Source organism: Okeania sp. SIO2B3, from assembly GCF_010672525.1.
GTDB lineage: Bacteria > Cyanobacteriota > Cyanobacteriia > Cyanobacteriales > Microcoleaceae > Okeania.
Map to the genome: position 1 here is coordinate 1 of NZ_JAAHGH010000151.1, position 13,770 is coordinate 13,770.

Here is a 13,770-nt window from a genome sequence, read left to right on the forward strand (position 1 = left end):
TTAAAGATTGACCACCGAAGTCTTCTAAGAGTATGGCTAAACTATTTTCATATCTTTGTAGATCGTAAGCTTTTATAATACTATCTACATTTAAAGAACGAGTAATTTCATATTCTTGTTTGTAGCGAATCAGTTCTGAAGGAGTTGGGTAGTTTTCTTTGAGGATTTTGAGAATAATCGGGTTATTATTTTCCTTTAAAGTAGCTCGATAGACTAAGGAGTTAGGACTTTCATAGATTTTTTTGATGATATGATAGTTAGTTTTCATAAGCTCTTAATTAGTAAGCCATAAGATAAGCTGACAGAATGAAGTTTAGCACTTTGCTCACTATGGCTTATTTTTTCATTGAGGCTTAATTTAACAACAACTACTCTGTGGTAAATAAGGATAAGGAGGAGTAACAAATTTGATGTTGATTCCTTTTTCTACAGACCACTCTTGATTAACGAATGGTAATTCTTCATCAGGTCCTACATCTTGTGCAGTTACCCATTTTTCGATCATATTTTCAGTAAGTCCCACTTCACTATCATTAACTATATTGGGGCATGGTGGATAAGGAAGTGATACTGTGTAGTAAGGACCCCGAGGATTTACTATACCTGATTGTGATTTCTCTTCCAGAATGGCTGCAAAGTTGTTCCAAACTACCTCGAAAGCATACAACTGAGACGCTTCATAAGTAGATAAAAGAGGCTCACATAATCTTTCAAATTTTTTTCCTTTAAAAAAATAAGCTTGTCCACAAAACAAGAGATTCAAACTAATGTTTTGCCAATTTGCTTGGTCTGGCGCTATAATCATCTGGTCTCTGTAGTCCTTGCGATCGAAGTCTTGGGCTTTAGGCTCATCTGGCCCTCGATTGCCACGAAGCAAAAGTTTTTTAACATGATCTTTGCATCCTTTTGTTATTATAGAATCTTCTTGCTGATTGTCATCTTCTAACCATGTTGAGGCAATCAATTGAGAGAGTTTTCTACCCTGAAGAAGTCTTCGCACAGTAGAGTACTGATTTATAAAAAGTGACATATCCCTCTCATACTCACTTTTATTATCGATCTTGATCTTTATTTGGCTGATATTTTGGATATCTGTTTGGCTTGTATTCTGGATCTCTATTTGGCTTGGTAAAGGCATTACATCATCCATGTTTAATCCATCATTAGGCAAGTCCTCTATTTGTTTATCTAATTCACCTAAACCATTTACTTTATAAGCTTCTTTTATCTCTTTTTTTAATTCTTCTTGTGTACCTGTAAATACTCTTGTTTTTAACCCTAGATTGGGAGATGTAGAATTAGCTTCTTTGATTTCTTCTTCTGTAACTATAAGTATCTGATATAGCGCATATTGTCGAGGGTCTGAAGATTTGGATGAATGGCCGAAGAATTGTTGATGATTAACTAAAGAAACAGGGATCATAAGTTTTACTTCCTCCTAAAATTGTTGTCAAATCATAAAAAAATTAGTTGAAAACTAAACATTGCACAAGTACAAAATGATGTTTGAGTTCAATCTCCATCATTTAATTTCTGTGCAGAGCTAAAAACAGAGTCAATTTGACTTTCTTACTGTAAGTTATAAAAACATCTGGGATTATCCCAAACAATCTTTTTCACTTATCTCCTGAAATAACTTTTCCTTAAGCTGTACAACATTTTTAACAATATCTGACTAATGATCCAGACATGGATAATCTGAGCCAAATATTAAATTGTCAGAGCCAATAAACTGAATTATCTGAGTCAGATAAGCTTCAGAAGTGTCAATCCTAACATAACATTGATAGTGACAAAATTATCGTCAGGCGATCGAGTGAAGTTTACCACTTTGCTTACTTATGGCTAATTTTTTTAAGGCTTAATTTAGCTAGCACAACTCATTGGTAAATAAGGATAGGGTGGCGAAACATATTCTATATGGATACCGTCTTTCGAGTTCCACTTTTTCTTGGCAAACGGAAATTCTGTAGATTTTGGTTTCCGTACTATATCCTGGGAATAGGCCCAATTTTTGATAGTATCGGCAGTTAGTATGGGTTGAAATAGTCCATCCTCATCACAATCTGCCTTTTCTGTTACATTAGGACGTTGAGGATAAGGAATAAACACTCTGTAGAAAGGGGGTTGATTCTTTCCTACCTGCTTAATTTCTTCCACAGTCCCTACAAAGCTGTTCCAAACTACCTGAAAACTGAAGAAACAAGACGCTTCATAAGTGGAAATAATGGGACTCTTTAATACTTCTATATATCGATCGCCTTTTTTGTAATAAGCTTGTCCACAAAACAACAGATTCAAACAGATATTTCGCCAACTTTCTTGATTTTTCTTGATAATCATTTGACTGTCAGATTTAGTTGCTGAAGATTCAGACTTAGTACGATCTGGCGGTCTATTAGCACTCAGAAATAGTTTCCTAATAATCTTTAATGCTAATATTTTCTCTTCTTTTATTTCAGCCTCTTGATTGCTACTAATTGTTGGGTCTACTAATGATTTATTTTCATCAATAGTTGCTTCTATTTGATCGTCCCTAAGCCATGTCTCAGCAATCAATTGAGATAATTTTCTGGCTGCCAGAAGCCGACGCAAAGCATGATATTGATTGATAAACATCTTATCATCTAAGCTCTTTTTCTTAAACTTCATCACTGCCTTCATATCTAATCCCTCATGGGGAAAATTGTCTATTTTTTCATTTCCTATTCCTGGCAACTTTTCTTTTAAATATTTTTTAGTTCCCGTATATACTGTTGTTTTGATTCCGAGATGAGAGTTATCATCTTCTTCCACTAAAAGAATTTGGTATTGAAATTTATCCCCCTGAGATAAATTTGGGGATAGAACTTCATCTCCAGATAATTTTTGATTATTAGTACTATCTAAATCGAAAGGCACCATAAATCTTACCGAATAATTAAGGTTTAAAGCCTCTCCTTTAAAGGAGAAACAAGAAAAAATCTTCCTTTTATTCAATCCTCTTCCTTTTAGGGAGAGGTAATTATTAATTATTAATTATTAATTATTAATTGTTTAATACCTCCTCAAATTGTTATTTAATCATCAAAAAAGACCAGTCATTTCAGCGATACCAATGTATTCAATTATCTGAGAAACATCAGGTTCAGATGGGTCAACCGCAATATAACATTGACAGCGAAAATAATATAATAATAAAAATTTTACCACAATTTTTGACTTCCCAATGTAAATTTTTGTATTCTTCGTCCAACCGCCATATAGAACCCATTTGGGATCTATTTAAAAATAGAGGAGGAGTAGGGGAGTAAGGCAGGGCTAATTCATTGCCTGGGGAGAATATTAATATGAAGTACATTTAATTGTGCAAATATACAAATATCTCCATCTCCCATCTCCCCATCCCCCCAAATTCCCCTCCTGGGAGGGGCTAGGGGTGGGTTCCCATCCCCCCATCAATTTTTCGCTCGCGTAACAATCAATAGACCCTGGGGGAGTAGGGGGAGTAGGGGAGTAGGGAGCAAATTTCAACCTACTTGGTGCGCTACCAAGTGCGACTAACCGTCGCGGGGTCGCATCCGCTTTTTCTGCTATTCTAGTTCCTGAATTTCCACTGGCTCGCTCAGACTGAGAAGCACAGCCAAAAGTACATACCGCGTGCAAAGATACGGTTAGGGGTTCTATAAATCTTCCCCTTATAGAATAAAATTATTTTGGCCAGAAAATTTTGATAAATATGCTCAATCAACCTAGTTTTAATCCCGCTTACTTAGTTGAAACCCTGGAACCGGATACGGTATTTTTCATATCTGAAAGAGAATCTGTTTGTTTACAAGACCCACTTTATTATCGTTTAGTTCAGTTAATTGATGGTCAGCGAAATGTTGATGAAATTATCGATATTCTACAATTAGAAATTCTACAAGACCAAGAATTAACACAAGACAATCCTAATTTTTTCCAAGAGATTCTGAATTTTAGTATTCAAATCCAACAAGCTCTGTTTCAATTACATAAACAAGGGTATCTATTAGAAAAGAATGATTTATTACCGTCTAATTTAGCTATTATTTGCCATCATCTACAGATTCCTCTGTCTCAAGCTTATAATCAATTACAATCTACTAAAGTTACTGTTAAAACATTAGGTTCAGTCACAGATGAAGATTTGATTTCTCTGTTAAATTCTTTTCATATTCAAGTGGCTGAATCAGGAGATTTAACGATTATTTTGACTGATGATTATCTCCATCCTGATTTAGCTGAATTTAATCAACAAGCTTTAGCCTCTCAAACTCCTTGGATGTTAATCAAACCATTAGGAACTATTGCTTGGATCGGACCTTTATTCCAACCTAATCAAACAGGATGTTGGGATTGTTTTGCCCAACGTTGGCGAGATAATCGACCGATTGAAGAGTTTATTGATAGAAAAAAGGAAGGAGCAAAACTTTTAACTTCTCCCCTTGGTTTTTCTCGGGCAACAATTCAAACAACTTTAAATATAGCTGCAACAGAAATTTTTAAGTGGATTATCCAAAAAGGCAATCCTAGATTAGTAGGAAATCTGATTACTTATGACCATCTAACTCTACAAACTCAAAACCATATTTTAGTTAAACGTCCTCAATGTCCTAGCTGCGGAAATGTATTTAATAAACAACCTTTACCTGTAGTTTTAGGGCATAGAAAAAAAGCCTTTACTGCTGATGGCGGACATCGTTTTTGTTCTCCTGAAGAAACTTTGAGAAAGTATCAACATCATATTAGTCCGATTACAGGTGTTGTGCGAGAATTAGCTAAAATTCCCAGTCAAGGATTACTTCATACTTATGTTGCTAAACATCATTTTCGTAATGTTTTCGACAATTTAGATAGTTTACGGCAAAATATGGGTGGCAGAAGTGCGGGGAAAGGAAGAACCGATAGTCAAGCAAGAGCAAGTGGTTTTTGTGAGGCGATCGAACGTTATTCTGGGGTGTTTCAAGGAGATGAAATTAGGGAGCAAGGGAGTTATGAAAAATTGGGAGAAAAAGCTATTCATCCAAATCAGTGCATGATTTTTAGCGAGGAACAATACCAAAATCGAAAAGAGTGGAATTTTGAGTGTAAAGGGTGGTTTCAAAAAGTACCAGAACCTTTTGATGAAACGAGAGTAATTGATTGGACTCCGGTATGGTCTTTGACTGCTCAAGAGTTTAAATATTTACCCACTTCTTACTGTTACTATGGTTATCCTGAATCTGATTCTTCTGATTTATTAGATTGTTGGTCTGATTCTAATGGTTGTGCGGCGGGAAATACGATAGAGGAAGCAATTTTACAAGGGTTTATGGAGTTAGTAGAAAGAGATTGTGTAGCTTTATGGTGGTATAATCGGTTGTCAAAACCTCAAGTAGATTTAGGCAGTTTTGAACAACCTTATTTTCAGCAGTTAAAACAATATTATCAAAGTCTAAATCGGGATTTATGGGTGTTAGATATTACGAGCGATTTGAATATTCCTTGTTTTGCTGCTATTAGTTCCAGAAAAGATAGAGAGGTAGAAGATATTGTATTGGGATATGGGGCGCATTTTGACCCAGAAATTGCTATTAGTCGGGCGTTAACTGAGGCAAATCAAATATTACCTAATGTACTATTTTTTCAAGAGGATGGTACAACGAATTACCCCCCTTCTGCTGATGTATTAGCACTTAAATGGTGGCAAACTGCAACTTTAATAAATCAACCTTATTTGGTTCCTAATAATGAAGTTATTTCCAAAAAAAGTAGTGATTATTTTCAATTAGCTAGTGACGATCTATTAGAAGATGTTAAATTGTGTCAGGAAATCGTCGAGAAAAATGACATGGAATTATTAGTATTAGACCAGACTCGTAGTGATGTTGGGTTGAGGGTAGCTAAGGTAATTGTTCCAGGAATGCGTCATATGTGGAAGAGATTAGGGTTAGGAAGACTGTATGATGTTCCGGTGAAAATGGGATGCTTGAAAGAGTCTTTAACGGAAGAAGAATTAAATCCTTTTCCCATGTGGATGTAAATAATTTTTAGTAATATTTATGTCAAGAATTAGAAGTTAGGAGTTAGGAGTCAGGAGGAATTTAGAGGAGGTAGTCGGATATTTTATCTCTTGATTTTGCTGCAATTATTCGTAAGCATTCCGTAGGAAATGCTTACAATTATTCTGCCTTTTATCCTAACTTTTTGGTCGCTCAAGCTTAAAAATTTGCACTCTTTTTCGCGGTAAAAAAGCTAAAACCTTTACCTGTAAATGCTTTTAGATTTAATCATCAAGCCCTAATTCAACGGACATCATATAAGGTAAACATTTCCTGCGGAATGCTGCGAAAACAGCTCTTAGCAGTCAGCTATCAGCAAATAATGAATAATTTCTTATAAGCTTAAAGAAGCATAATTTTACAGGAAGTTTTAATTTTATCCAAATTTATCAATTGCTTTTACCTCCTCCGAAAGTCAATAGCTGATAGCTAATAGCTGACTGCTGAATGCTTACCATATAATAGCATTTATCAAAAACTTTTCTACGTTTTCTTGAGTAGGGAACCCACCCCTCGCCCCTCCCCCTCCCAGGAGGGGGAGTAGGGGAGTGGGGGAGAAGTAAACATAAGAACAATTAATATTAATATTAAATGAGCTGCTAATTAGCAAAAAAAGTGATTTAACTTGTTTTAATTACTTAATAACTGAAGTGCTGCCCAAGTATAGCATTACTTTTGGGCATTGGTATAAGTTATTTCATTAAGTTTTAGTGGAGTTAATGACTAAGAAAAAGAGGTAACAAGTCTCCCTTTTTCAGGGGATAAAAATTAAAATATTCCTGATTTTAACCTACTAACTTCAGGGGATAGTCACTGATAACTGATAACTGATAACTGTTAACTGAACAGGGGAGGCGAACTGAACTCTGTTCTATCCCCTATTCATGCAAAAAAGCCATTTCATAGATTTTTTGTTAAATAATATAGTAGAGAAAAACCACCGAAAAATACTACAGGGATTACTATCATCACAATCACTAAACCTAAAGGTACTCCATAAGATATTACATAGACGACAATTGCAGTATAAGGAATTAATAAACCTATTCCGGCAAGAGTTAATTTTTTGGGAGTCCATTTAATATCTTTTTTTAGAGGCTTTTCGAGCATTTTTGCATCTTTACCTTTTAAAATTCTATCTCTTGGCATGAGCTACTCCTTCTCTTAAAATTTACGGTAAGCATTTAGCTGTCAGCCATCATCTATCAGCTATTGCTTTTAGTTTACGATCAAAGCTTTATTAATTGTTTTACTAAATACAAAAGTTCGCTCCCTTTAGAGTTGAAAAAAGTACCAGCTTTTCGGTGGCAAGAACTGCATAAAGCTAGTATTTTGGGATGATTATGGCAGAAAAATTGAGAGACAATTCTTACTCCTACCTCCTGGCTCATTCCCATTTCTCCCCTCCTGGGAGGGGGAGGGGCGAGGGGTGGGTTATCTCCTGTCTTCTGTCTCCTGTCTCCCCCTCCAGGGAGGGGTCAGGGGTGGGTTGTCTCCTGTTTCCTACCCCAGCAAAAAGACTTTCCATACGCAAACCCTAATTATTGTACAAAACTAAAGCAAGTTAAATTTTATTCCCAGTCAAACTGCATTTCTAAATATTTCTCTAACCTCTGATTATGAGGTTGAAAATATTCACTCAACCTCTGGCGCATCTGATTACTTATTGGTGAATAAGAACCAGGGTTTAACTTTCTATATTCTGACAGTTGATGTTCTGGCAACCCTAAAAATTCAAAAACTTGTTTCATTGTTTCTACAGGTTTTTCATAAAGTTTTTCTCCTTTTAAAATCAGTAGTTGTTCTCTGGGAAATACTGCTAACCATTTATTGATAAATTCTATATAAATACCACGCCCTATATAGTTACCTGGTTGCTGCCAATAATTTTTGTCTCCCTCTGGTTTTTCGGGATTTTTTCTGAGTATTTCTAACTCGGAATTTATGGCTGTTTCAAAGGAGCGGTCTTCCCAATTTAGTCTAATCCAATGATGGTATTGAGAGAAGGTTCTATCTATAGGGTTTCTCAATATTACTAATAGTTTTACTTCTGGAAATACATTATATATTCGCTCGGCAGTTTGATGGTTTTCTAGATAGTTAGGGGTTGCTTCTCCGGTGAGGAAATTTTCTGATTTCGGAATTGGAGGAAAATGGGCAAGATACCAATTAATTCCTTTGTTGAAGTCTCGATACCAAAAATGTGTTTCTTTTTTTATTGCTGGTATAACATGGGGGTTTTGAGCTATGTAATTTTCTAGTGAAGTTGTACCACTTTTTTGAGCGCCAATAATAATAAAGTTAGGACCTCTGGCATTTTTTAAGTTCCAATGTTGTTTAACAAAGGAGGGATTAAGTTGACGGGTTTTGTTGTAGGAGGCGGTTTGATAATTTTTGATTGCTGCATCTAGGTTTCCTGTTGCTGTGAGAATTTCTCCGAGGTTAATGTAAGACCAAATACTGTCTTGGTTTTCTTGGGTAGTTTTTTGAAATAATTCTAATATTTGCTGGAGTTTTCCTTGTTTAATAATAAAGTTTAATAAGTTTGAATAGAAGAAAAACCAGGGATATTCGGGTTTTAGTTGAATGGCATTTATGTAAGTTGTTATGGCTTTGTCGAATCTCTGAAGTTTGAAGAATATGTTGCCTAGTTGATAGTGATGACGGAAATTTTTGGGATTTTTGTTGACGGTGTTTTGGCAGTTAGTAAGTTCCTGGTCTAGTTGATTTTTTTTGTTTTCTAGTTGAGTCAGTTTGTTAGTAATTTCTGGATTATTTTGCTGGACTTGCAAACCGAGGCTATAAATTATTATTGCTGCATTAAATAAATTTTTCTGTCCTAGTAAGTTTCCTAATTTTAAGTAAAATTCTGGTGCTTCTGGCTGAATTGATAATTCTTTAATGGTGCTAGATTTTTGTTGGTGGGGATTTTGAATAATCTGAGAATAATAGTGAATAGTTTCTGATAAATTTGATTGAGATTGTTGTTCGAGAGCATATCCTAATTTTTCATGGATGTTTGACAAATCTTGATTAATTTTAAAGGCATAAAGAAAAGCTGTTACTGCTTCATTCCACCTTTGTAATTTGATGAAAGTTTCTCCTAAACTGTAGTAAGACCAGAGAAAATCTGGATTTAATTGAATAGCTTGATGGTAAGCACGGATGGCTTTATCTAATTCCTCTTTTTCTTGAAAAATATTTGCTAATTTATGATGAAGCACCCAAATTTCAGGCTGTAATTCTATGGCTTTTTGATAAGCAGTAATTGCTGAATCTAAATTTTTTTGATTGACTAAAGCATCTCCAAGACAATGATAAGTAACAGCAGCTTCAGGGTTTAGTTGAACTGCTTGTTCATAAGAGGAAATTGCTTTTTCCCACTCCTGAATATTGGCGAAAGCTTTGCCCAAACTGTGATGAGACCAGGAAAATTTTGGATTAAGTTGAATAGCTTTTTGGTAATTTAATATAGCTTCTTGCCAATTTCCTTCGCCACTATAAATTTCTCCTAAATTATGATGTGCTTGAGATAGATTTGGATTTAATTTAAGTGCTTGTTCGTAACAGGCGATCGCTTCTTTATTTCGCTCATATTTTAATAGAGTTTTTGCCAGCTTCAGATATTCTAAATCTGTTCCCCATTCTGGTTTTAAATTCAGTGCTTTATACCAACAATAGGTAGCTAATTCTGACTTATCTATTTGATGCCATATTTGTGCTAAGGCACGATAAGCATCGGCAAAATTTGGTTGTAGTTTTGTTGCTATTTCGTAGCAATTAATAGCCTTATGCAACTGTTTTTGTTTGACATAAATTTTACCTAAATTTGCATGAGCTTCCGCTAGATTTGGTTGTTTTTCGAGAGCTTTTTTATACCAATCAATAGCTGAATCTAAGGCATCTATTTTTTCCATAATTTGCCCTATGGTATTGCTAGCTGGTGCAAAATCTGGAACTAATTCTAAAGCTTTTAAGCAAGTCGCATAAGCTTTTTCAAAATTTCCTTGAGTTAGATAATGTTTTGCTTCTTCGTTAAATTTTAATGCTGCTGCCTCTGGGTTTTCCATTAACTTAATTTTTACTCCTGCTCCCCTCATTAATAATTATATCATTATACTTCTTGCAAAAGTAAGGAAGGGTGCATCTCATATTTGCAAAAATACTTTTTTCCTATATATTTTCTGTTGCCTATTGCCAGATGAGCTGTTGCCTAAAAGCGATAATTTTTTGGCTTTCTTCATGCATTGAGATGCACCCGTAAGGAACAGGTTATTTCAGTTATCAGTTAGCCTCCTCCGGAGGAACTGCGTTAACAGTTATCAGTCAATACAGTTAGGATAAGACCAAAACTCATAAGTTATAGAAATACTAGATGAGTTTTTCAGTAAGCATTTCCTGCGGACTGCTGCGCAAACAGCTATTAGCAGTCAGCTATTAGCAATTAGTAATTATTCATTACTTCTCAGGTTTTGCAAGGGGACTTTAACAGTAACTTTTATTCTGTCTCAATTTCTCAATTATTTTTACAATGGATAATTAACAATTGATAATTGATAATTAATCCATTCGGCTTTATTGCCTCTCCTTTTAAGGAGAAAAAAGCGGTCGTTTGCGAAGCATTCCGTAGGATGGAGTGGATGGGTTTCCTAACCATATCCAATCGACTCCTGTGAAGAAATCAGATTTCCTTATATTCAATTCCGTAGCGGTTTTAACCAGAGGTAATTATCCATTATTCATTATCCATTATCAATTGATGAACTTCCCCAAAATTAATAGCTGAATTGCGCAGTTCCCACCATAGGAGGCTAGCTAATAGCTAACAGCTGTTTGCGCAGCATGACGAACGGAAATGCTTACATTTTTCGATAACAAAACTGCAAAAAAAAATCCTTAACTGAGCCGTATTGAATTATCAGTACCTCTGCAATAAGGAGCCTTGACATCAGAAATATTCTCTTTTTGTATCCCCTTAAAAGGGGAGGCTTTAGACCAAATTGATAAATGTTTGCTACAAATACTTAGGGTGTTTATTCTAATTTAGAATTTAGAATTTAGAATTTAGAATGCAGAATGGATAGATTAAATACCATTTTTGATGTTGTAAATTACATTTTTTGTCAAATATACTTTATTTGAAAGTCTTTTTATGGTGCTTATTATTCGTAAAATTATTTTTTCAAAATGGTATTAGACCAGAATTTTTCGGTAACAAGCAGCAAGGAAGATAAAATTATAAAAAGGGAAAAGGAAACTATTTATTTTTAGTTCACTCGTAGATTTATTAATATATTTGAGAATTTTTAATTAGGGCTTGCTGATTAATTCTAAAAGTATTGACAGATAAAGACTTTAGCGTTTTTAGGTTGAAAAAAGTATCAGCTTTTCGGTGGAAAGAGCTGCAAAAAGCTAGTATTTTGGGATAATTATAGCCAAAAAATTGAGGGACAATTTTTCCGACTACCTTCTCTATAATTCCCATTTCTCCTGTCTCCTGTCTCCTGTCTCCTGTCTCCTACCCTTACCCATAAGACTTTTGAGCGCAAACCCTAATTAGGCTTTGCTGATTAAATATCAAAGCATTGAGAGATAAAGGCTTTAGTCTTTTTCTGGTCGAAAAAAGTAACTAATTTTAAGTGCCTCAGAGCTACAAAAAGTGAGCATTTTGGGCAAGAGTTGAGCAGAAAAATAAAGGGACAAAACATCCAACTACCTCCTCTATAATTCCCATTTATCCTGACTCCTGACTCCTGACTCCTACCCTCACTCATAAGACTTTTGAGCGCAAACCCTAATTAGCATTTGCTATTTCAGAAAGTTAAATAATTTTTGCAAGCTTCATTAGGTCTAATAGTTTCTGCAAATTAACGAGAATATCTTTTTGTGCTGGTTTACCAGAAAAGTCTCCCTCAAATTCATCACCTATTAAATGGTAGTGTTCCAAACCACATACATTACTAAGTAACCAATAATAATTAATTACATATTCTCGGTGAAAAATTTCTATAACTTTAGTTCCTGGAGCACAAAATACAAGGTTAGTTAAACCAGCACCATGAGGCGCTACTATAACTTTACTATTAGCTAATAATGATGCTTGTTGTGCTACTGACATTAATTCTAAGGTAATAGTTTTAAAACCCAGCTTCTCTAAACAAATAACTACTTCTGCTTCATTAACTATTCGTCGCGATGAAGTTTTTCCCCTGCTAATGTATATCATTTTTTTGTTATTCAATGATATTTTTTTTGTTCCTGTTGGCAAAAATAAACTTCGTAAAAACTCACATCCAAATCGTGGAAATCTAAAATTTTTGCCTTGAGGGGAAGATAAAGAAGGAACTAACAATTTTTCAGCTTTTATGTGAGGAATAAAACGGCTTTCTATAATTTGATTTTGGGAAATTCCCAATAATTGAATAGTTTCTTGTTGAAAAGGTAAATCGCAGCGACTGAAAACAAACTTATCTATACTTAAATTACTCTGACATAACAAATGAATCCTAATTACTACATCAAACATCCAATGAAAATAATTTGTTTGACCCCATTTAACGGATAAAAAAGCAATTGTTCCATCTATAGGAACTGCAAAAGGTAATCGTGATGAAGATATAATTAACTCAGGAACTCCAGAAGAAATATCTGACACTAACTTATTATCTGAAGTAATTATCGCGCTATTCAAATTATCTCCCCAAGCTCGTCCATTTAGTAAAATTGCGACAAATGCTTCTTCTGAATTGACTAGACTAGCTGAAAAAGCACGATGAATATGTCTATTTATAGTTTGAGATGGCAATAAATTTATTTGCCTAGAGAGATATATATTAATTCGATCTATTGTGCTTGTAGAATTAGAAGTAACTTCCCAATTTTCTGTTAATTGGCAAAAATTTTTTAGCAAATTTTTTGGTAATCTTTTAGAAAATCTACACTTTAACGCTGCATCAATATCATTTTTTTGTTCGAGAATTTTAGCTATTTGATGATAAGCATTTACATAATCAGGTTGAATTTGTAGAGCTGTTATTAAACAAGTAGTCGCTTGTTCCAACTTCCCTATTTTTAATAGATTTTTACCAAACTCCAAGTATTCTTTTACTGTGGCTGATTCGGGTTCTAAACTCAATGCTTGATAGCTACATTCTATTGCCAACTGATGCTTACCTAAATGATGCCATATTTTAGCTAAATTTCGATAAAAGCCAGAAATTTTAGGTTTAATAGAAATAGCTCTATCGTAATATTTTATAGCTAGTTCCCATTCTTGTTGTATGGCAAATATACTACCCAAATTTGCATAAGCTTCCGCTAGATTTGGATTATACTTAATTGCTATTTCGTAATACTCTTTAGATGATGTTAATTTCCCCATTTTTTGCAATATATTACCCAAAGTTACATAAATTTCTCCTGAATTAGGCAAAATTTCTAAAGCTTTGGAACAAGTAGCATAAGCTTCATCTAACTTTCCTTGAGATAAATATATTTCAGCTTTTTGCTTTAAATTAAATACGGATATTTTTTGATTATTTACATCCGACATATTTTCAGTAACTCCTAAAAACAAATAGTTAATGACTAATGAAAAACCAGCAATTATCTTTTGATTTTTGCTTGAATATCCCGCCTTCTATCAGATATTTACAATTAGTTGGGGTGTGAGTTCCCATCCACTTTTGACTTTTTCCGAGCTTCAGTCCTGACTTGTTCAATATTT

At 34.4% G+C, this 13,770-nt stretch carries 8 protein-coding genes; 1 reads left to right on the forward strand and 7 read right to left on the reverse strand.

All coding sequences use genetic code 11. The annotated features are described in order from the left end of the window. From F6K15_RS35450 to F6K15_RS35465, 4 genes are all read right to left on the reverse strand, one after another. A partial coding sequence (locus F6K15_RS35450; protein WP_293070444.1) for a hypothetical protein occupies positions 1 to 268 on the reverse strand: 268 nt, incomplete at its 3' end. Between the two features lie 90 nt (positions 269 to 358). Next, complete coding sequence (locus F6K15_RS35455) at positions 359 to 1,423, reverse strand: hypothetical protein (RefSeq protein WP_293070446.1); 1,065 nt, start codon at positions 1,421 to 1,423, stop codon at positions 359 to 361. 443 nt (positions 1,424 to 1,866) lie between these two features. Beyond that, complete coding sequence (locus F6K15_RS35460; protein WP_293070448.1) at positions 1,867 to 2,904, reverse strand: hypothetical protein; 1,038 nt, start codon at positions 2,902 to 2,904, stop codon at positions 1,867 to 1,869. Positions 2,905 to 3,324: 420 nt separating this feature from the next. Continuing rightward, positions 3,325 to 3,645: a hypothetical protein gene (locus F6K15_RS35465; protein ID WP_293070450.1), complete on the reverse strand. Its 321-nt coding sequence runs from the start codon at positions 3,643 to 3,645 to the stop codon at positions 3,325 to 3,327. A gap of 73 nt (positions 3,646 to 3,718) precedes the next feature. Here F6K15_RS35465 and F6K15_RS35470 point away from each other — a divergent pair, with 73 nt between their 5' ends. Beyond that, positions 3,719 to 6,025 carry a TOMM precursor leader peptide-binding protein gene (locus tag F6K15_RS35470; protein ID WP_293070452.1) on the forward strand — a complete coding sequence of 769 codons (2,307 nt, stop codon included), beginning with the start codon at positions 3,719 to 3,721 and terminating at the stop codon, positions 6,023 to 6,025. 919 nt (positions 6,026 to 6,944) lie between these two features. Here the strand turns inward: F6K15_RS35470 and F6K15_RS35475 are convergent. From F6K15_RS35475 to F6K15_RS35485, 3 genes are all read right to left on the reverse strand, one after another. Next, on the reverse strand, positions 6,945 to 7,193 hold the full coding sequence (locus F6K15_RS35475; protein ID WP_293070454.1) for a hypothetical protein: 249 nt from the start codon (positions 7,191 to 7,193) through the stop codon (positions 6,945 to 6,947). Positions 7,194 to 7,615: 422 nt separating this feature from the next. Beyond that, positions 7,616 to 10,114 (reverse strand): tetratricopeptide repeat-containing sulfotransferase family protein, encoded by a 2,499-nt coding sequence (locus F6K15_RS35480; protein ID WP_293070456.1) that lies wholly within the window; start codon positions 10,112 to 10,114, stop codon positions 7,616 to 7,618. A gap of 1,751 nt (positions 10,115 to 11,865) precedes the next feature. Then, the gene (locus F6K15_RS35485) at positions 11,866 to 13,596 is read right to left on the reverse strand and encodes a glycosyltransferase 61 family protein (protein WP_293070458.1); all 1,731 of its coding nucleotides are present in this window, start codon (positions 13,594 to 13,596) and stop codon (positions 11,866 to 11,868) included. Positions 13,597 to 13,770: the final 174 nt, after the last annotated feature.

Bases quoted from the DNA above. Each gene is read 5' to 3' on its own strand.
- F6K15_RS35455 (WP_293070446.1), bottom strand. From the start codon at position 1,423: ATGATCCCTGTTTCTTTAGTTAATCATCAACAATTCTTCGGCCATTCA.
- F6K15_RS35460 (WP_293070448.1), bottom strand. From the start codon at position 2,904: ATGGTGCCTTTCGATTTAGATAGTACTAATAATCAAAAATTATCTGGA.
- F6K15_RS35470 (WP_293070452.1), top strand. From the start codon at position 3,719: ATGCTCAATCAACCTAGTTTTAATCCCGCTTACTTAGTTGAAACCCTG.
- F6K15_RS35475 (WP_293070454.1), bottom strand. From the start codon at position 7,193: ATGCCAAGAGATAGAATTTTAAAAGGTAAAGATGCAAAAATGCTCGAA.
- F6K15_RS35480 (WP_293070456.1), bottom strand. From the start codon at position 10,114: ATGGAAAACCCAGAGGCAGCAGCATTAAAATTTAACGAAGAAGCAAAA.
- F6K15_RS35485 (WP_293070458.1), bottom strand. From the start codon at position 13,596: ATGTCGGATGTAAATAATCAAAAAATATCCGTATTTAATTTAAAGCAA.